Source organism: Paenibacillus sp. FSL R10-2796 (genome assembly GCF_037965315.1).
Classification (GTDB): Bacteria; Bacillota; Bacilli; order Paenibacillales; family Paenibacillaceae; genus Paenibacillus_AQ; species Paenibacillus_AQ odorifer.
This window is the reverse complement of sequence record NZ_CP150178.1, coordinates 7,086,407-7,106,304: the sequence shown is the minus strand read 5'-3', so window position 1 is coordinate 7,106,304 and position 19,898 is coordinate 7,086,407. Positions and strand designations below refer to the sequence as shown.

21 protein-coding genes are annotated in these 19,898 nt (G+C 43.1%); 15 read left to right on the top strand and 6 right to left on the bottom strand.

Going from position 1 to position 19,898, the window contains the following annotated elements; all coding sequences use genetic code 11:
* Window positions 1-8 precede the first annotated feature (8 nt).
* Together NST58_RS31715 and NST58_RS31710 are read right to left on the bottom strand one after the other, a co-directional pair.
* Window positions 9-419: a DUF2752 domain-containing protein gene (locus tag NST58_RS31715; protein ID WP_076124149.1), complete on the bottom strand. Its 411-nt coding sequence runs from the start codon at window positions 417-419 to the stop codon at window positions 9-11.
* Window positions 400-738 (bottom strand): DUF4234 domain-containing protein, encoded by a 339-nt coding sequence (locus NST58_RS31710; RefSeq protein ID WP_051491231.1) that lies wholly within the window; start codon window positions 736-738, stop codon window positions 400-402. The genes NST58_RS31715 and NST58_RS31710 overlap by 20 nt, the downstream gene beginning before the upstream one ends.
* A gap of 221 nt (window positions 739-959) precedes the next feature.
* On the opposite strand from NST58_RS31710, the gene NST58_RS31705 reads away from it, so the two are divergent.
* A complete protein-coding gene (locus NST58_RS31705) occupies window positions 960-1,301 on the top strand; it encodes a zinc ribbon domain-containing protein YjdM (RefSeq protein ID WP_036682263.1) in 342 nt (113 codons plus the stop codon).
* A 55-nt stretch (window positions 1,302-1,356) separates the two neighbouring features.
* Here the strand turns inward: NST58_RS31705 and NST58_RS31700 are convergent, their stop codons facing one another.
* On the bottom strand, window positions 1,357-3,021 hold the full coding sequence (locus tag NST58_RS31700) for a diguanylate cyclase (protein ID WP_076124145.1): 1,665 nt from the start codon (window positions 3,019-3,021) through the stop codon (window positions 1,357-1,359).
* A gap of 284 nt (window positions 3,022-3,305) precedes the next feature.
* Here NST58_RS31700 and NST58_RS31695 point away from each other — a divergent pair, with 284 nt between their 5' ends.
* The 9 genes from NST58_RS31695 (at window position 3,306) to hmpA (ending at window position 11,822) form a co-directional block, all read left to right on the top strand.
* A complete protein-coding gene (locus tag NST58_RS31695; protein ID WP_076278251.1) occupies window positions 3,306-4,364 on the top strand; it encodes an LLM class flavin-dependent oxidoreductase in 1,059 nt (352 codons plus the stop codon).
* Between the two features lie 55 nt (window positions 4,365-4,419).
* Entirely contained in the window at window positions 4,420-4,884 is a 465-nt protein-coding gene (locus NST58_RS31690) for a RidA family protein (RefSeq protein WP_076132951.1), read from the top strand.
* A 176-nt stretch (window positions 4,885-5,060) separates the two neighbouring features.
* Window positions 5,061-6,095, top strand: a complete 1,035-nt coding sequence (locus NST58_RS31685) for a stalk domain-containing protein (RefSeq protein WP_339188926.1) — start codon at window positions 5,061-5,063, stop codon at window positions 6,093-6,095.
* Between the two features lie 141 nt (window positions 6,096-6,236).
* Window positions 6,237-7,244, top strand: coding sequence for a sigma-70 family RNA polymerase sigma factor (locus NST58_RS31680; RefSeq protein ID WP_339245453.1), 1,008 nt, complete (start codon window positions 6,237-6,239; stop codon window positions 7,242-7,244).
* Between the two features lie 112 nt (window positions 7,245-7,356).
* Entirely contained in the window at window positions 7,357-8,052 is a 696-nt protein-coding gene (locus tag NST58_RS31675; RefSeq protein WP_076124136.1) for a response regulator transcription factor, read from the top strand.
* Between the two features lie 108 nt (window positions 8,053-8,160).
* A complete protein-coding gene (locus tag NST58_RS31670) occupies window positions 8,161-9,012 on the top strand; it encodes a M15 family metallopeptidase (protein WP_076124134.1) in 852 nt (283 codons plus the stop codon).
* A complete protein-coding gene (locus NST58_RS31665) occupies window positions 9,012-9,533 on the top strand; it encodes a VanZ family protein (protein ID WP_076124132.1) in 522 nt (173 codons plus the stop codon). Before NST58_RS31670 ends, NST58_RS31665 begins: the two co-directional genes overlap by 1 nt.
* Before the next feature lie 38 nt (window positions 9,534-9,571).
* The gene (locus NST58_RS31660) at window positions 9,572-10,408 is read left to right on the top strand and encodes a YitT family protein (RefSeq protein WP_036682251.1); all 837 of its coding nucleotides are present in this window, start codon (window positions 9,572-9,574) and stop codon (window positions 10,406-10,408) included.
* Between the two features lie 208 nt (window positions 10,409-10,616).
* Complete coding sequence (gene hmpA / locus NST58_RS31655) at window positions 10,617-11,822, top strand: NO-inducible flavohemoprotein (protein ID WP_076303544.1); 1,206 nt, start codon at window positions 10,617-10,619, stop codon at window positions 11,820-11,822.
* A gap of 63 nt (window positions 11,823-11,885) precedes the next feature.
* Here the strand turns inward: hmpA and NST58_RS31650 are convergent, their stop codons facing one another.
* Window positions 11,886-12,992, bottom strand: a complete 1,107-nt coding sequence (locus NST58_RS31650) for a DUF4163 domain-containing protein (protein ID WP_076307564.1) — start codon at window positions 12,990-12,992, stop codon at window positions 11,886-11,888.
* Between the two features lie 185 nt (window positions 12,993-13,177).
* A complete protein-coding gene (locus NST58_RS31645; protein WP_076124127.1) occupies window positions 13,178-14,026 on the bottom strand; it encodes a metallophosphoesterase in 849 nt (282 codons plus the stop codon).
* A 108-nt stretch (window positions 14,027-14,134) separates the two neighbouring features.
* Between NST58_RS31645 and NST58_RS31640 the strand changes: the two genes are divergently transcribed.
* From NST58_RS31640 to NST58_RS31630, 3 genes are all read left to right on the top strand, one after another.
* Window positions 14,135-14,956, top strand: a complete 822-nt coding sequence (locus NST58_RS31640; RefSeq protein WP_036682244.1) for a methyl-accepting chemotaxis protein — start codon at window positions 14,135-14,137, stop codon at window positions 14,954-14,956.
* Window positions 14,957-15,036: 80 nt separating this feature from the next.
* Window positions 15,037-15,315: a hypothetical protein gene (locus NST58_RS31635; protein WP_038573810.1), complete on the top strand. Its 279-nt coding sequence runs from the start codon at window positions 15,037-15,039 to the stop codon at window positions 15,313-15,315.
* A gap of 138 nt (window positions 15,316-15,453) precedes the next feature.
* A complete protein-coding gene (locus tag NST58_RS31630) occupies window positions 15,454-16,575 on the top strand; it encodes a nitric oxide synthase oxygenase (RefSeq protein ID WP_339245449.1) in 1,122 nt (373 codons plus the stop codon).
* A gap of 124 nt (window positions 16,576-16,699) precedes the next feature.
* On the opposite strand, the gene NST58_RS31625 is transcribed toward NST58_RS31630, so the two are convergent.
* Window positions 16,700-17,341 carry a helix-turn-helix domain-containing protein gene (locus tag NST58_RS31625; RefSeq protein ID WP_076124124.1) on the bottom strand — a complete coding sequence of 214 codons (642 nt, stop codon included), beginning with the start codon at window positions 17,339-17,341 and terminating at the stop codon, window positions 16,700-16,702.
* A 187-nt stretch (window positions 17,342-17,528) separates the two neighbouring features.
* Here NST58_RS31625 and NST58_RS31620 point away from each other — a divergent pair, with 187 nt between their 5' ends.
* Both NST58_RS31620 and NST58_RS31615 read left to right on the top strand, forming a co-directional pair.
* Window positions 17,529-18,281, top strand: a complete 753-nt coding sequence (locus NST58_RS31620; RefSeq protein WP_038573803.1) for an SDR family NAD(P)-dependent oxidoreductase — start codon at window positions 17,529-17,531, stop codon at window positions 18,279-18,281.
* A gap of 163 nt (window positions 18,282-18,444) precedes the next feature.
* Window positions 18,445-19,860: a hypothetical protein gene (locus NST58_RS31615; protein ID WP_076278256.1), complete on the top strand. Its 1,416-nt coding sequence runs from the start codon at window positions 18,445-18,447 to the stop codon at window positions 19,858-19,860.
* The last annotated feature ends 38 nt before the right edge of the window (window positions 19,861-19,898 follow it).

Below are 19,898 nucleotides of genomic sequence, written 5' to 3'. Positions count from 1 at the left end.
TGTTGCTGTTAACGAATTACTGTCGGGGCCAAATATTCAAACAGCGGGAGATTCCTCAGTATTCCAAATGTAACGGTCAGAATCAACATTATAGCCATAATTGCCTGGCTAAGAGGCCGGATTTGCTTCTTATTAGTAATCCAATACAACATATACAGAGGTGCTAAAATAAACAGCAACGGGTTAAATCTAAACGCTTGAATAACGTCGAACTTCAGCAAGGAAAGAATAACTCTTGTGACTCCACATCCGGGACAATACAATCCAGTCCATTCATGAAATGGACAAGGGATACTAATATTGGTTAAGGGTATCCATGCTTTGAGATATACTACGCCGACGAGACTTAAGGACACACCCCAAAATAGTTTAGGGTGTGTCCTTTTATAAATCGTAAACTTATACCAGTTTATTAACATCGGATTGTACCAAGGCATACGTGACAATACCCAGGCCAAAGAGTGTCAGGATCACATAAAGCACTGAATTATCTGACGGGTATTGGCCGCGCTGTCTTTGAGCTTCAGCAATATGTTTACCTACCTGATAGGCCCAAATGAAGCTCCAGATCCCGCACGTAACCAACGTTAGAAGGAAATGTTTTCCTCCTGTAAATGTATAGTCTCCACTCAGTTCGCCTACCTCATTGGTTAGAACAATAAACCAATAGATTGTATAGAGCCCACATGTAATTAATGACAAAATAATGGCGAATGCAACACTTCTGCGACTTATCATTACTCACTCTCCTATGTATTTACATAAAAATTCGACATTTCCATCTTATTGAATTAGGAAAAAATATACAAGACAATATTTGAGAATTACTGTCCGCTGTCGAAATCTAGACAAACTTACTGCTGATATCTAGTGGAAACCTTACCAAATATGAAATATACTTTTGAGGCTATGCACTGGAACCACAACTAGATTTACATTAACGAATGGAGGACACTTTGATGTCAACTTTGCCAAATTGCCCGAAATGTAATTCAGAATACACTTATGAAGATGGTAGTTTGCTCGTCTGCCCGGAATGTGCGCATGAGTGGAGCCTCGACACAGAGGCTGAAAGCAGTGAAGAGAACAAGGTTGTCAGAGATGCCAACGGAAATATTTTAAATGATGGAGATGCTATAACTATTATTAAAGACCTTAAAGTAAAAGGAAGCTCATCCGTTCTGAAGATAGGAACAAAGGTGAAAAACATCCGTTTAGTGGACGGAGATCATGATATTGATTGCAAAATCGATGGTTTTGGAGCTATGAAATTAAAGTCCGAGTTTGTTAAAAAGATCTAAAAAATAAAAATCAGCTTAACTTCAACAGAAGTAGGCTGATTCTTTATTTTAAACGTTATCTATTAATCTCAACAATCTGATTTCGTCCGGCATTTTTTGCTTGATATAAGGCTTTGTCCACTGATTCGAATAAATCATTTAGTTGATTGGTCAGGCTTTCTGTATATTGTGCTGCAAAATTACTAATGGACAGCAGTCCCATACTAACAGTAATCGAGAGGGAATGAGCAACATCCTCTACATGTACTTTATTAGCTTCTATTATAGATTTGATATGTTTTGCTAAGTGGTTTGCTTGTGTTTGATCTGTATTTGGTAAGTAAATGATAAATTCTTCTCCGCCATAACGCGCCAGAACATCCGTCTCCCTCAACGTTTTTTTAATTACCTCTACCGTGCTGCAAATGACGACATCACCGATTAAATGGCCGTAATTATCATTCACTGTTTTGAAAAAGTCGATATCCAGAAGGATGATAGCAAAAGGCTGCTTGAGTTTCATATTTTCTATGATCTCATGCTCTAAGTGCAACGTTAAGTAATGACGATTATAACAACCGGTTAGGCTGTCCGTTATGGCCATCTGCTTAAGTTTTTGGTTAGTCTGCGATAATTCATCCTGGATTTCAGTTAATGCAGCATTACGCTCTTGCAGGGTCTCGTTCTGGTGATTGGTCTCGGCTATGAGGCGATGCAGCTCGCTTCTGTCCTGAAAAGTGAGAATGCGTCCAACCCTGATTCCACCTACCACAATCGGCGCCGCAGTAATGTTAATGTATGCATCGAGTGAGGTGTAGAATAGTTCAACCTCAGTCCTCTCCATGGGCTGGTTCAAGTATGTATGAAGGAATAAATCGAAAGCTCCGGAAGTTTGCTCTATGGGTGCGATGGTCGACACGTCAAAGTGAGCACCGATTTGCAGATGGATTTTTGGAAAAAGCGAGCGATTGATTTCTACTACAGTCTCACTATCATCCAGTACAAGAATTCCTTCTGTAATGGTGTCAATGATATCCTGATGGGCGATGGTTACGAGATCAAATATTTTATCCCGATGGATAGCAATTACGAAAAAGATTGCCGAGATTAAGATCCCCAGAGAGGTCAGCCCTGGAATAACTGGATCAGATTTAAGCAATACCACATTAAGAAAAACATCCAATAAAATAAATACCGTTAGCACCAGCACCCCTTTGAGCACATGAGCAACTTGTTTTTTGATCCGCTGTGTAGTGTTTGAGACTAGCGCTGAATAGATGATATACAGAGAAATCATTACGCTGGTGGTTAAGAAGATAATAAGCAGCCAAAAAATCGGACCATAATATCTTTCGATATATCCGCCGTTCATAGGGAGAACAAAACTTCCGTTTGGATTGGCGATCACCCCTACTAAGATCAAAGCTGCGAGAATGTATAGGATCAATGTGTTCTTTTTTCGAAGAAGATGTGAATTCCCGGTGAGTAGTACCGTGAACAGAAGCCAGCCAATCGTTAACAGAACCGAGTCGATAAAAGCGAGCTTTACATAAAACAATTGAAACTTGGGATCGTCGGTCGTTTTGATAGCGAATTGGCAGAAGGGCCATAACATCATAGTAAAATGAAAAACTAAGTATGCTTTATGTAGGTTAGTGATAGTTACAGACGCAAATATGTAGATGAACAAAGCGAACAAAACAAAAAATAATAACAAATCAATCCATGTCATGATATTCATTTCAGTGACACCTTCTCCCACCCGGTTAACAGTTCTTTCATGTTACCTTGAATTTTATTCGTTTGCCATATGATTATTTGTTCTACGACAACCGCTATTTGTTTAAGAGTCTTTCAACATATTCCTTCAAAATCCTCTATTTGTAAGCGTGGTTTTGCAAATTTTAAGGATGAGTTTCCCGGGAAACTGGGGTTGGACAGAATGACTAGCTTTTTTAACCTTAACTTGTGTTATAATCAAACAAACAATTTAAAGAGGAAATTATAGTTAAGGGGGATTTGTAAGTGGAAATAGGAATAAGCACGTTCGTAGAAACAACACCGGATGTTCAGACGGGTGAAGTGATAAGTCATGCGCAGCGATTGCGCGAGGTTGTAGAGGAGATTGTGCTTGCAGATCAGGTGGGTTTAGATATATTTGGCGTGGGCGAACATCATCGCAAAGATTATGCGGCGTCTTCTCCAGCAGTTTTACTGGCTGCGGCGGCCTCACAGACGACACGGATTCGGCTAACCAGTGCGGTTACAGTACTTTCCTCTGATGACCCCGTACGTGTGTTTCAGGATTTCGCTACCCTGGATGGAATCTCGAATGGACGCGCAGAGATCATGGCAGGCCGGGGTTCTTTTATTGAATCGTTCCCGCTGTTTGGGTATGATTTGAATCATTATGATGAGCTGTTCGATGAGAAGCTGGACTTGCTGCTCAAAATACGGGAATCCGAAAAAATAACCTGGAGCGGCGTGCACCGTCCTGCCATTAATAATCTGGGGATTTATCCGCGTCCCGTGCAGAATCCATTGCCAGTATGGATTGGCAGCGGAGGAAATACAGAATCCGTAATTCGTGCAGGTCTACTAGGGTTACCGCTTGTGCTGGCTATCATTGGCGGCAGTCCGCTACAGTTTGCTCCGCTCGTGAAGCTCTATAAGAAGGCTGCAGCGCAAGCGGGACATGATGTATCGAAGCTGCCCGTTGCTTCGCACTCGCACGGCTTCATTGCAGAGGACAATCAGCAGGCTGCCGATATGTTCTTCCCTTCTACACAAGCTAGTATGAATGTTATTGGCCGGGAACGCGGATGGGGTCAATACACCCGTGCAAGCTATGATGCGGCGCGTAGATTTGAAGGTGCCTTGTATGTAGGTGACCCAGAGACCGTTGCTGAGAAAATCATTCACCTGCGCAAGCAAGTAGGCATCACACGTTTTATGCTGCATGTGCCGCTTGGCACAATGCCTCATAAGGATGTAATGAGAGCCATTGAGCTATTGGGTACCCAAGTAGCACCCATTGTTCGCTCTGAGATATCGAGATGGGAAGCAGAGGTTGAAGCTAAGTAGTAACTATGATCTTACTTAATTATTGAAGCTGTTGATAATGGAGGGGGAGATGGATATGACAGAGCACACTATAGCGAGCAGACTCGAAGCATTAGGAGTTGTTCTGCCTGAGGCTAGTGAACCGGCGGCAAAATACGCTAACTACGTAATTGTTAATGGTTTATGTTTTGTGTCGGGAAAAGGACCAGCGGGCCATCCCAAAGGGAAGCTGGGACAAGATTACACTACCGAGGAAGGCTACCATTTTGCACGTTTAACGGGTATAGAAATCCTTGCCGTCCTGAAGACAGCTTTAGGTTCTTTGGACAAAGTGAAAAGAGTAGTCAAAATTCAAGGCTTCGTTAATGCAGATCCCCTTTTTGAAGAACATCATAAAGTGCTTAATGGTTGTTCAGATTTAATGCTTGAGGTGTTCGGAGACAAGGGTGTTCATGCTCGTTCTGTATTGGGTGCTGTTTCTGTAAGGGATAATCTTCCGATCATTATTGATTCCATTTTTGAAGTTGAGGAACCTGTCTAGCCGGCTCTATGAGGCATATTTAAAAGAGGACTATGATACCGAAAGGTGATCGTAGTCCTCTTTTTTTTAGGTGCTTATGCCGAAGGTAGATGCTTACCCCAAAATTTGTAACAAAACTAATCACCCTTTTTTTAGTAACAATAGGTGTACATATCAATCAACGAGGTGATGACATCATGAAATTTCAAAAGAAAGCTATGTTACTTTTACTACTTACATCTATGCTCTATACTGCTCCGGCCTATGCGGCGACAACGCCTCAGACTCCGGTTACAGCCGTCTATCTGGATGATCAACAGTTACAATTGGGGGCTCAGCCCTTGTTAGTAAACGATACAGTACTAGTCCCTATGCGCAAGTTATTTGAAGCTCAGGGGGCAAAGATTACTTGGAATAATGATACCAAGACCGTTAAGGCAACCAAGGGAGACCTGGTGCTGACCTATCATATTGGTGATCAGGCAGCGAATAAAAATGGCCAGTCCTTAAGTGTAACGGTTCCCGGCCAGATTGCCGGCGGTTATACGATGATGCCACTGCGTTTTGTCAGCGAAGCTTTGGGCAGCACTGTGAAGTGGGATACCACTACTCGTGCCGTTCGTATCTACTCGGCAGTGGATTACGATACGACAATTCTATATGGGGTTAACCTGCGAAGTTTGCCAGACTCGTCAGCCCAATCAACAGTGCAGCAAATGTTGTCAGCAGGAGATAAGGTGCATGTGGTTAGAGAAGTAGATGCTTTATGGTTAGAAGTGCGAACACAAGATAACAAGAGTGGCTATATATCTGCTAAACCCAAATATAGCAATTATACTAGTACGGCTCTTGTAGAGCGGCAGGGAAGCGAGCTGCTTGCTTACGGAGAAAAATATCTGGGAACACCTTATGAATTTGGTGCTGCTACTGACCAGACATCTACCTTTGACTGTTCTTCTTTTGTAGGACATGTATTTAAGGATGTGTTGGCAATTGACCTGCCACGTGTCTCTTACAATCAGGCCAAAGAGGGCAAAGAGGTTGGAATTAACGAGCTGCGCAAAGGGGACCTGTTATTCTTCAGTGCACGAGGACTCGATATTGGGCATGTGGCGATTTACGCGGGAAATAATCAGATCCTACATACGTACTCCAAGGAGCTTGGCGTTCATTATGAAGCCTTAAGTGACAAGTGGAAGAAACGTTTGGTGACGGCTCGCAGATTGTTTTAGCTAGGTAATAATTAGGCTATAATTTTCACGGTGAAGAAAAGTTGAAATCCCCTCTCCATTAAAAATTATTTGCAGGCATAAAGACGGTTTTTGAGTCTCTTTTCCGTCTATGTTATGAGCTTGATGTTAAGGAGGAAAATAGTGACTTGTACAGACGCAGAACTGGTAGATAAGGTGTGTAAAGGTGACATGGATGCATTCAGTGTACTTATCGGCAAATATTCCAATGCAGTATACGGGGTTGCTTATGGTAAATTGGGTGATTTTCATACCGCACAAGACATTGCCCAAGAGGTTTTTGTTAAAACCTATCGCAAATTACCTAACTTAAAGGAGCCTGAGAAACTCGCCAGTTGGTTATATGCGGTTACTGCACGGGAATGCATGGATTGGTTTAGGTCAAATAAAAAGAAGACTGCTTACGAATTCATGCAAAAAATGGAGGTTCCGCAGCCAGAATCTACCGAAGACCAGTTGCTCAGAAAAGAACTCCAGCAAGATGTGTGGAAAGCCTTAAACACCCTATCAGAAGCTAACCGTATAGTCACAATTCTCTACTATATCGACAGTTACAAGGTCAGGGAAATCGCCGATTTCCTTGATTTATCCAGCGAAGCTGTTGAGAGTAGACTCCGCAGATCAAGAGCGATCTTAAAAAGGGAGATGTTGAGTACAGTGAATAATAATCTTAGTGAAAACAAATTACAGGACGAATTTAAGAAGAGAGTCTTTCAGGATGAAAGAATGACTGAAACGAATTTTCGTCGTGTGGCTATGGGCCAGAGTGAATTTGATGATATTGATATGCATAAAACAAACTTCTCCAATGTAAATATGGAGGGGACCGGATTCGATAATATTAATATGAGCAGTACTACCTTTAATGACATCAATATGCATTCTGTTAAGTTTAATGAAGTGGGGCTGTGGGAAATAGAGGTTAGTAATAGTGAACTAGGGGGGGCTTATTTCCACGATATTCATTTGTACGGTAAAGGCAATAAGTTTGAGCGATGCCAGCTGAACGGGACATCCTTTGTAGATTGTGATCTTTCGAATGTGGATATAAGAGACTGCAATCTTTCAGGCGTCACAGTAAATGGGATTTCATTAGAGCTATTGTTAGACAGCTATAATAAAAGGAAATAGACTATATAAATCATAGATTTAATCCGAAACCACTTCTTTCTAGGAGTGGTTTTTGAGTTTAGGGTATAATGGATGAAGAGTGTACAGCACAACCTATAGGAGTGAAAAATAGATGAAGCGCATCACCATTTTAATTGCGGATGATGAGGCGGAAATTGCCGACTTGGTGGCCTTGCATTTGCAAAAAGAGGGGTATCATATCCTCAAAGTGTCCGATGGAAGGGCAGCGGTACAAGCCATTGAGTCGCAAACGATAGATTTGGCGATTCTGGATATCATGATGCCGGGGCTGGATGGTTACGAGGTCACCCGCCATATTCGGGAGCATCATCATCTGCCGATTATTTTTCTGAGTGCTAAAACTTCCGATCTTGATAAAATCACCGGACTGGTTATGGGCGCAGATGATTATATGACCAAACCATTTAATCCAATGGAGCTGGTCGCCCGGGTCAATTCCCAGTTGCGGCGCTCCATACAATTCAGTCAGCCCGCAGCCATACCTAAATCGGTGCTAGAGGTTCGGGGATTGATGATTTCACCGGATGAGCATACGGTTACTCTTTATGGTGAGGTTATTGAGCTAACTCCAAAAGAGTTTGATATTTTGCATTTATTGGTCAGCCATCCTAAGCAGGTGTTTAGTGCGGAGAACATTTTTCAACAGGTGTGGGGCGATGCTTATTATGAGAGTGGGAACACGGTCATGGTGCATATCCGTACCTTGCGCAAAAAGCTCGGTGAAGACATCAATAAGAATAAATTCATTAAGACGATCTGGGGCGTTGGATATACTTTTAATGGGTAAAGCCCGTGAGATTTATTTATTTTAAGAAAAACTTTATATTTGTCCCGCCTTTTCTTTAAAGTGTCTTCGTTATTCTATTCCTATCAAGGAAATGGGAGGACATTGCTGATGAAGAAGTGGGGCTTTTTGGCGTTGGTTGTGTTGTTGCTTGGGTATGCAGCGGCTCGTTATTTACCGAATACGGGTAATTTAGGATACGATGATAAGATTCGCAAAGAATCTATTAGAAATAACAATAGCTTAGAGGTAGTAACACAAGATCAAGTGTATCAAGGGGATTTGTTGCTGGTGAACAAACAATACCCGGTACATGAGGATAGTGTGAAGTCTGATATCGTGACCTTATATGAGCAGGCGGATCTGGTGCAGGGTTATGGGCTGCTGGATACCTCGATTCGTTTGTCTGAAAGTGTAGCGCATAAATTCAATAAGATGGTCAAAGCTGCCGAAAAAGAGGGTGTGAATCATTTTTTAATTAGCAGCGGGTACAGGGACTTTGAAGAGCAAGAGAAATTATATCAGGAAAAAGGTTCGGACTATGCTTTACCGGCGCAATATAGTGAACATAATTTAGGATTATCTCTGGATATCGGGTCGTCCCAATCAGAAATGAGTAAAGCGCCTGAAGGAAAATGGCTGCAAAAAAATGCCTGGAAATACGGCTTTATTCTCCGCTATCCGAAAGACAAAACCGAGATTACGGGGATAAAATATGAACCCTGGCATTTCCGTTATGTAGGGTTGCCGCACAGCGCCATTATTCATGAGAAGGGGCTTGTGCTAGAACAATATTTGGATTTCTTGAAAGAGAACAAAGAGATTTCAACAACAGTAGACGGCAAAGCTTATACAGTAAGTTATTTTCCGGTATCCAAATACACTACGATCAAAATTCCACAGGAAGGGCAATATATGACGTCAGGCGATAACATGGATGGCATAATTGTTACTACATATTAATGACTAAAGAGCCGAAAAAAAAGTCTGCTATAAACCTTTTGCTGGCAGCGATATTTATCGTCTATATGTATTTTTTAATCCGAATTATTTTATTTAAAGGTGCACCGGTGAACTTATTATCGCTTTGGGAGCAAGCGGGACGTATGTTTGAACATCCAGACCGGATTTTTAATCGGCGAGGCAACTATATCCCTTTTAAGGAGATCTCCCGGGGGATGGACGATCTGTCGCTTTCAGATCCTTTTTCATCGATTAATTTAGTAGGGAATTTGTTGGCCTTTATTCCGTTTGGGATCTTGGTGCCCATGCTGTTATCGCAAAAAGTAAGGCTGTTTCGAAGAGTTTTCTTCCTCTCGCTGGCGCTGAGCTTCTGTTTTGAATTCACACAATTAGTATTGTATATCGGCACCTTTGATGTGGATGATCTTATTTTGAACACTGGCGGCGGGGTGGCTGGTTACTGTATCTATAGACTGTTGACTTCTTTCGGATGGATTGCATCTATATCAAAGCGGTGTTAGTATTTGTGGATATAGATCTAGGGTAGAAGGGGCATGGTATGAAAAAGCGTATTTCGGATATTGTTTCCATCATTGTAGGAGCTTTGTTATTCTCCTTGGCCGTTAATTTGTTTGTGATTCCGAACGAGTTCGGTGAAGGCGGGGTCACGGGACTGACTATGATTACTTACTATTTGTATCAGTGGTCACCCGGTATTGTTAGTTTGATTCTTAACGCTTTATTATTAATTGTGGGGTACAAATTTCTAGACAAAACTACGACGGTATACACGATTATTGCGGTGTTTTTCAATTCGTTATTCCTGATTCTTACGAAAAATTGGAATATTGGCAGCGATGAGTTGATAATTAATGCAATATTCGGGGGTATCTTCTCAGGTGTGGGTATCGGGCTAATTATACGAGTGGGTGGAACGACTGCAGGGTCAACCATCATCGCCAGAATCCTACATAAATATTTGGACTGGAATGTTAGTTACGCGCTACTGCTCGTCGATTTAATTGTGGTGTTCGCTTCGTATTTCATCATTGGAGTACAAAGTCTGATGTTTACGATCGTGATGCTCTATGTAGCCACTAAGATAATGGACTTTATTATTGAGGGAGTGAACCCTAAGAAGGCTGTTACGATTGTATCCCAAGAGCAGGACAAAATTGCTGAACAGGTTAATGGAATTATGGATAGAGGCGTCACAGTAATATATGGCCGTGGGTACTATACCAAGACACCTAAAGAGCTGCTGTATATTGTGATTAGCAAGCAGGAAGTGACTATGCTTAAGAAAATCGTCAAATCCATTGATAAAGAGGCGTTTATTACCATCCACGATGTAAGAGATGTATTCGGAGAAGGTTTTGTGGAGCTGTCAAAATAATAAGATAAAAAGCTATCCCGGAAGCTATTATGGCTCTTGGATAGTTTTTTTTGATTTCGGGCGCATTATTGTGATGGATATCATTGCAATTGTTGAATCGTTCACATTTTTTCAATTTCCCGTGTGATTGAACGCACACTCCGGCATGTGCAGCTTCTATATGCTTTTTATAGAGGAATTAATTTATTGCAGGAAAGAGGGTATTTAGATGTTAGATCAACAAACCATTGAAATCATAAAATCAACGGTGCCCGTATTGCAGGTTCATGGGAAGACCATCACAACTACTTTCTATGGCATGTTATTTGAAAATCATCCGGAGTTACTAAATATATTTAATCATGCCAACCAACGGGAAGGTAAACAGCAGACTGCACTTGCTAACGCCGTACTCGCGGCGGCAATGAATATTGATCAGCTGGGAAATATTTTGCCTGTGGTAAAACAGATTGCGGAGAAACATCGGGCATTGGGAGTATTACCTGAACATTATCCCATCGTAGGTGAGACTTTGTTAGCTGCTATTGGGCAAGTACTTGGCGATGCGGCGACGCCGGAAATTATTGATGCTTGGGCAAAGGCGTATGGCGTGATCGCAGATGCCTTTATTGGTGTCGAAGCAGAGAAGTATCGTGAAGCTGCCGAAATTCCCGGGGGTTGGAGTGGATTTAGAAACTTTGTGGTTACTAAGAAGGTTAAAGAAAGTGAACTTATTACTTCCTTCTACCTTTCTCCTGAGGATGGAGGGGCTATAGCTTCTTATTTGCCGGGTCAATACATCACGGTTCGTGTTCAGCCTGAGGGAGAGGAATACACCCATGTTCGCCACTATAGTTTGTCCAGTGCGCCGGGACAGACGTATTACCGCATCACAGTTAAACGGGAAGGTGAAGGGCCAGATAAACCGGCTGGAGTCGTATCTACTTTCCTTCATGATGTCGTACAAGTGGGAGCTATATTGGAAGTAAGCTCGCCAGCAGGTGATTTCGTATTAAATAAAGATAGTGATCGTCCAGTGGTTCTTATCAGTGGTGGGGTTGGACTAACCCCTATGGTAAGTATGCTGGAGACATTAATTGCTACGCAGCCAGAACGAGAGGTAACGTACATTCATGCAGCCATCAATAGAAGCTTGCATGCTATGAAAGAAATGGTGGCGGATTTGGAGCAGTCCCATCCTACCCTACGATCCTATGTATGTTATGAAACTCCAAGTAAAGGAGATACGTTCCATAAAACAGGTTATATTGATCTAGCTTGGTTGCAAGAAGTAACAGACGTAAACTCTGAATTCTATTTCTGCGGACCGACTCCTTTTATGAAGGCGATATATAAGGCTCTTAAGGAATGGAAGGTGGCTGAAGACAGAATTCATTATGAATTCTTCGGCCCGGCTGGAAGTTTGGAAGCCTAAGCTGTAAAACCAAAAGAGCGTCCCAGTCCTAATGACTGTGACGCTCTTTTTTACAATAGAAGTTTATTTGAAGGCAGCGAATGGGTTAGTTCCCTTTGGTAATATTGAACTGAAATTAAAGGTGTACGTAGGAATTCCAGCCGCATAAGGGGCAATTTCGTACTGTTGGTAGAAGATTGCAAGGCCACTCTCGGAAACGTAGAAGTTTGGTTTTTCTGTTAGTCCGCCAGGTGTATCTGGAAAAGCTAGCTCCTTGGTGCTTTCCTTCAACATTTTATCTAATTTTTGTTTGTAGTTTGGCTCTGCTTTCAGCAGGTCCTTAAGTTCAATTGGTTTGCCGTCTTTCAGCGAGAAGGTAAATCCTTCACGAAGGGCTCCACCATGAGCTCCACCAGTATAGCCATATTGATCAGTCACGATGCTCAGAACCCCTTCACGGTTAAAGGAGACAACAAAAGTTTGAGAGAAGTCATATTTATTCTCTATAGTACCATCTCTACGGCTAGCCTGTTCTTCACTCTCTGCGACGAATTGTTCAGCTTGCTTTTTGAAGATCGCATTAATCTTAGTCTGCACTTCATCCGTTAAGCCACTGATTTTGGGATACTGTACTTTGATACTAGCATTTTTATTGCTCTTATCTAAGGTTTCAGAGGTGATTTTGATGTCATTCATTACTTTTTTACTTAGATCAAGTGATTTCAATGAAGAATTATAAACGCCTTGCACTCCTAAATAGTCAGACAAGAGTTTGAACGGAACATAAATCCGGTCGTTGATGACCTTCACATCATGACTGCCGGTCATGCTATAAATGTAATAGCCATTCAGGGTTGTACTAACACCGTAATCTGAGACCTCCATGTCCAGCTTCATGGAATCGCTGCCTACACTATAAGTTTTGGTGCTTGCATTATAGTTAATGGAGAGGCCAAAAGCATCCCGTAGTACAGTTAAAGGGATCATGGTGTTGCCGTTTACTATTTTCGCTTGCTGCGATAAGGTCTGGCCTTTATATTTAAGCACTACAGAGGGTTGCTGTGCGGCTTGTTTTACCGTATTTCCTCCGGTAGTTGCGGCTTGAACTGAAGTTCCTCCTACTAGTCCCGACCCTCCAAGCAATACTCCAGCAGCCAAGATGGCTGAGGTCCATTTCATACTTTTATTCATAACTTAATCTCTCCTTCCCAAGGATGGGCTTATGTAGTTGCAATATGATATTTTTTCCTCTATCACTCCTACAATTATACCTAGGTCCCAAATAGATTTGATTACAAAGACGGTTACAGTGTTGTTGCATAGATATGCAAAAGGTATATACTTTTTAACCATTTTGTACGATTAAGACACTAGCATTAAGAATGTAAAGTAATTACGGTGAGCTCGGGGCGACAATTAAAACGAACAGGCATACGAGTTACTCCTATCCCGCGAGTGGTATAGACCTGAAGTTGGCTGTTGGGCAGTTGATATAATCCACTTGAATATTTATTTCCGTGAGGCGGGGTATATAAAGCTCCGACAATTGGAAACCGCACTTGGCCTCCGTGACTATGACCAGACAATTGCAGATCTATAGGCAGCTTGCAAAAGTCATCGGCGAAATCAGGTTCATGGGCAAGGAGAATTGTGCAAGCCTCTTCCGGGATATGAAGCAGCGCTTGGGCGATGTCTGCTTTTCCGACCCAAGGATCATCTATTCCGGCAATATAGAGCTTGTCCGTACCTTGGGTTAAGACGATATGTTCATTATGGAGCACGTGGAAGCCCGATTGTGTTAGCCCTTTCGTTACAACCTTTCTGGTCCCAAAAGCATCATGATTGCCTAATACTGCAAATTGTCCAAAAGGAGCCCGCAACTGAGAGCACAAGGCTACGGCTTCTGAAATATAATCGGCTGAATGATCTAATAAATCGCCGGTGAAGCAGATCAGATCTGGCTTTACCTGTTGAATTTGCTGCGCTAGCTCCGTTAAAGCTTGCGGCTTGGAATATACCCCCTGATGTAAATCGCTAAAATGAACGATACGAAATTTATCGAAGGCTGGAGAAAGTCTAGGGAGTGTAATATCTACGTATTTGATTTCCAGCCAGTAGGGTTCGATCCAATGTGAATAGATGCCGGATGCACCAGCTGTTCCAAGAAGGCCTAGAGTTACTTGAGCGCTTTTCTGTAGAAATTGTCGTCTGCTAATAGTATTCATAAACAAATCCTACGCGGGGATTGTTACTCTACTATGACAATATTCATTTAATAACCCATTGTGACGATAAAACTACATATACATTTTTTTTATATGGGAGATGAAGAGATGAGTATTATCGATGCCTTAGTCCTCGCAGCACCTTATTTCAAAAAGATTCACTCGCAGGATATTATGATTGGAATCACGGACAGGGAGATCTTCCATTATTACGCACCGAGTAAAGTTATTGATCTCGGATTGGTTAAGGGTAACCCTATCCCGCCTGAAGATCTGTCGCTTTCAAATGGACTGAAAGGTATAGCAAGCTCTAACCGAATCCCAGCAGAAATTTATGGAGCTCCTGTAATCTCAACATGTGTACCTATCTACGGAACGGATGATGATGTAATCGGGGTTTTTGCCATTGCCTATACACTAGAGAACGAGAATAAGCTTGAAGGATTCACAGATGAGATTAATGAGATAAGCAGTCATCTAATGGAGATGGTGCAGAGCGTAGCTGCCCAATCTCAGGAATTATCAGCAACCTCGCAGCAAATATTAGATAATACGCGTAGAGCCGTAACAGAATCACAAGAAGTGAATAAGGTTGCCGGCTTCATTCGTGAGATTTCTGAGCAGACGAACCTGCTTGGGCTGAATGCGGCAATCGAAGCCGCGCGTGTAGGAGAGCAAGGGGCAGGTTTTGGGGTGGTTGCTACGGAAGTACGCAAACTGTCCGTTAACACTAAAGAAGCAACCCATAATATTGAAAAATCACTGAGTGATGTTCAAAAGTCCATTAAGCAAATGGAGCAAGAAATTGAAGCGATCTCTGCTTCTTCACACTCACAAGCAGAATTGGTCACTGAATTCAGCGGTGTCATTGAGCGCCTGAATAAAGCGAGTAATGAAATGACGTCCTTTATGCAATCCATTATCCAGTAGATAGTGAATGCATAAGATGACTTCACCCAAACCATGCTAGAAGAGAACAGGCGCATTTCAGAAGGGAGCGTATTTCATTTATGAAACAACCCGATTCCAGTCTGCAAGCGAATGACAATGTAACTCAAGCCAAAAATTCTTTGGGCAAGCTTCATTTCTCTGTCTCTCAGGCACTTAGTCATCCAACAGAACAGACTTTGGCACAGGCTGAGAACCGCCTGGCACATACTGAGCAGGCGATTCAGCAAGCTCAGGACTGGCTAGGTCCTCAAGGTGTGGAGTTGGCTGAAGAACTGTTGACCGAGGATAAGAGCAGACTTGCCTCATTGAATAAGCAAGGGAAACGTTCAGAGCGCTAAATGTTCCTGCCACAACCTGTGAAGCTCCAAGCTTCACGGGTTGTTCTTATGCGCTTTTCCCTGAAAGATGTGGCATAGGAAGAGGGATGTTATACTGGATTGGAGTTTAAGCAAGGGTTTAGATGGGGGATAAGGGATATGAATGGCAAGCACATCGAAGAATTAACCCGGCAGGCGGAAGCTTTCATTCGACAATGTTACGCTGAACTAGATAAGTCTGAAGCCGAGACGGATCATCGCATCCTAGCCGTACATGAGGAAATTAACCAATCAGGCAGTTACACACATACAACGGAAGAATTAGCGCATGGTGCAAGAATGGCCTGGCGCCATAATAGCCGCTGCATTGGGCGTCTTTTTTGGCAATCCATTGAGCTAATCGATGAACGCCAAGCAGAGACTGAGGAACAAGTTGCTGAAGCGTTGCTGCGACATCTGGAAAAGGCGAACAACGGAGGACGTATTCGTTCACTCATCACGGTTTTCCGCAGCGGAGAAGATCCGAATCAGCGGATTCGGATCTGGAACCACCAATTGATTCGTTATGCCGGTTATCCTGGCGATGAAGAACACGGACGTGCAGGCGATCCGGCATCGGATGAATTCACAAAAATGTGCCAGCAACTAGGTTGGCAAGGAACGGGTGGCGATTATGATGTGTTGCCGTTAGTGATCAGTATTGGCAACGGGCATCCCTACGTTTTCCCTATTCCTGATCACTTCATTCAGGAGGTACCGTTAACACATCCTGAAATTGAACGTTTTGCTGAGCTTCAGCTTCGTTGGTATTCTGTACCCATTATCGCGGACATGCAGTTGGAAATTGGCGGTATTCTGTACACGGCTGCTCCTTTTAACGGTTGGTACATGGAGACTGAAATCGGCTCGCGTAACTTGGGGGATACCGGACGATACAACACTTTGCCAGCTATAGCTGATGTGATAGGACTGGATCGCTCCAGCAACACAACGCTTTGGAAGGATCGGGCGCTTCTTGAGCTGAATCGCGCAGTGCTGCATTCCTTCAAGCAAGCAGGTGTCAGCATCGTGGATCACCATACAGCAGCAGATCAATTTGTTCGATTCCAGCAACAGGAGAACGAGCAGGGGCGCCAAGTCTCAGGGCGCTGGTCCTGGTTGATTCCGCCTATGTCACCCTCGTCTACACCGATTTGGCATGATCGTACGTTAAAAGAATATGATTTCAGCCCTCGTTTTCTTTATCAACAATCACCCGTCGCAACCTGCCCATTTCACTAGCTAACGAAGGCAGTATATAGGTCGCAACTTGAATCTGGATAGAGGCAATTTCCTTGGAAATGTCTCTTTTTGTTTTGACTATAGAAAAAGCGCCAAGTTCCCCTCCTAAGGAAACTGGCGCTTTTTAGGCTTTTAAATGATCCAGAAAAATTTGTTTAAGCAGCTCAAGCTGATCGTCGGAGTCTAGATCCGATTCCAGCAGGAGAATGTTTTTTTTCATCGTTAGTTTTCTGGAAAAGAGGGCAAAGCTATTCATGAGCGTAATTAAGGTCTCTTTTACGGGGAGACCCGCACGAATAGAGCCGTCTTCTACCCCATTTTGAATGATCCTGGAGTATTCATGCCAAATTTTGCGGTTGAGTGCATTGAAGCTCAGAACATCCTCAACAGGTTCATTTGAGTGTGAGGCGTAGCTTTCGAAATTGACCATAAAAATAATACTTAGATGATTTTGATCCTGAATAAAGAAATCAAATAATTTCTCGATTTGTTCAAGACAAGTAAGGGGCAAGTCAGCTACGTATTTAAAATGATCGAGCATAGGCTCCAGCATTCGGGTGGCTACAGCCACTACGAGTTTTTCTTTTCTGGGAAAATAGCGAAATAACGTCGCAATCCCGATATTGGCTTCGCTTGCGACATCTTGCATCGTCGACTTTTCGATTCCTTTTTGTGATAATACTCGTTCTGCGGATTCGAGGATCGTAATTAATCGTTGCTGCTTACCATCGGATCTTTCTTTTTCGTATCGTGTTTTAGGATTCATGAGGGCTAGACCCTTCCATTTTTTGATTGGGATTTTCAATTATTAGTATTATATCCACCGTTTATTGGATTAAGCAAGGAGTGGTTGTAGTTCTTTTGTAAAAATGATATGATGTATATCACAGTGATAGTGTGACTATCATCACTCAAATATTATATCACAATATGATTATAGAGGAGACCTAATTATGAATCGTCTAACTAATAAAGTAGCAATTATTACAGGTGCAGGCAGCGGCATGGGCCGTGAAGAAGCCCTTTTATTGTCCAAAGAAGGTGCTACAGTTGTAGCCACTGATATTAACGAGGCTGCCGTACAAGCAGTTGTGAAGGAAATTGAAGCAAATGGTGGTCAAGCAGCAGCTTATGCACATAATGTGGCTTCCGAAGAAGACTGGATCAAGGTTGTAGAAGATGTGATTAGCAAGTTCGGGAAAATCGACATTTTGGTAAACAATGCAGGGATCTCATTCCCGGTTCAATTGCTCGAATCCACTGTTGATCAATGGAACAAGGTAATGAACATCAACGTGAGCAGCGTATTCCTTGGCATGAAGCATGTTGTTCCTCAAATGAAGAACAATAAAGGTGGTTCCATCGTTAATATTTCATCCATCGCAGGTTTGACTGGCAGCAGCGGTGCTGGTGCTTATACAGCTTCAAAAGGTGCAGTTCGTATGCTTAGTAAAGCAGCAGCTGTAGACTTTGGTAAAGATAACATTCGTGTGAACTCTGTTCACCCAGGATTTATCGAAACCCCAATGAGTGCTGAATTTGTAAATAACGAAAAAATGCATAGCTTCTTTATGTCTCAGACTGCGCTGCCACGTGTTGGACGTGCTTCTGAAGTAGCTGAAGCTGTATTGTTCTTGGCTTCTGATGAAGCTTCTTACATTACAGGTGTTGAGCTGCCGGTTGATGGCGGAGTTGTAGCTAAATAATAATCTCTAATTAAGAAACATTAAGAAGCCGTCCCATACGTAGATTTTCTCTACGCGCGGGACGGCTTCTTTTGCTGTTTTAGGCCCATTTCTACTGAACATTAGCCTACACCCCTGCATACCATATAGCACTCGGATAGTAGGAGAAGGGTGTGGTGCAGAGATGGGCATCCAGTTAACAGCGCTCCATTATGTATATCTGGCATTTATCGTATTTATAATGGCACTTCTGATCAAGAGACGGGACACAACGATGATCTGTATTGCGGGCATCTTTGTACTTGGGTGGTTAGCCACAGAAACTGTCAGTGGTTCGGTCACAGGTGTATTCAACTCTTTTGTATATGCAACCAAGGAGCTAATGGGTACGATCATGATTATTTCGATCATAGTAGCCATGAGCCGGGTATTAACACGCACGGGGATTAACGAAATCATGGTTGCTCCACTTACCCGCTTTTTGCGCACACCGTTCATAGCCTTTTGGGGGATCGGTCTGATTATGATGGTCACCTCATGGTTCTTCTGGCCTTCACCCGCAGTGGCCTTGATCGGGGTTGTGCTGCTGCCGGTTGCCATTCGAGTGGGACTGCCGGCTCTTGGAGCGGCGATGGCAATGAATTTATTTGGCCACGGGATTGCGCTCTCAGGTGATTACATTATTCAAGGTGCACCTAAACTAACAGCAGATGCGGCCGGACTTCCGGTGACCAGTGTCATGGAGGCGAGTGTTCCGCTTGTAATTGTTATGGGCGTGGTGACTACGATAACGGCGTATTGGATGATGCGCAGAGATCAGAAGAAGGGAACTTGGCGAGACGGTCTTATTGCCGGGAAAAGTGCCGTGAGTGCGTTATCTGCAGAGAATGATACGGCAGAAGATCCAGCGGTGATTCATCCAGCATTGAAACAATGGCTGGCCATCGCCATTCCCATCCTGTTTTTAGCCGATGTAGCAGGCATGTTTCTGCTCGATTTGCAGGGTGGAGACGCAACTGCCTTAGTTGGTGGTACTGCGGTGTTCATTCTGGTTGTAGTAACCTTGTTGGCACATCGTAATAAAGGATTGGAGCAAGTAACTACTTATCTGATTGATGGACTTACGTTTGGCTTCAAAGTATTTGGTCCTGTGATACCGATTGCCGCTTTTTTCTATCTGGGGGATTCGGCGTTTGCTGAATTATTCGGCAAAGTGCTGCCCGCCGCATCTCAGGGGATTGTAAATGATCTAGGGGTCGCTCTAGCTCATAACGTTCCTCTGAACGGTGCAGTGGGTGCTGTGACCGCAACTATAACCGGAGCCATTACAGGCCTAGATGGTTCAGGGTTCTCGGGCATTTCACTTGCCGGGTCTATTGGGAAATTGTTTGCGGTGGCCACACATTCCGATGCGGCGACTTTAACTGCGCTGGGTCAGGTAGCTGCCATTTGGGTGGGTGGAGGCACGCTGATTCCGTGGGCATTGATTCCGGCGGCTGCTATTTGCGGAGTAAGCCCTTTTGAGCTGGCAAGACGGAATGTTAAGCCTGTATTGATTGGGCTGGTAGTCACGACGATTGTCGCCATGTTTCTGGTGTAGAGGTTGGATAACTATAGGAAACTAAAAAAAGGCTGCCG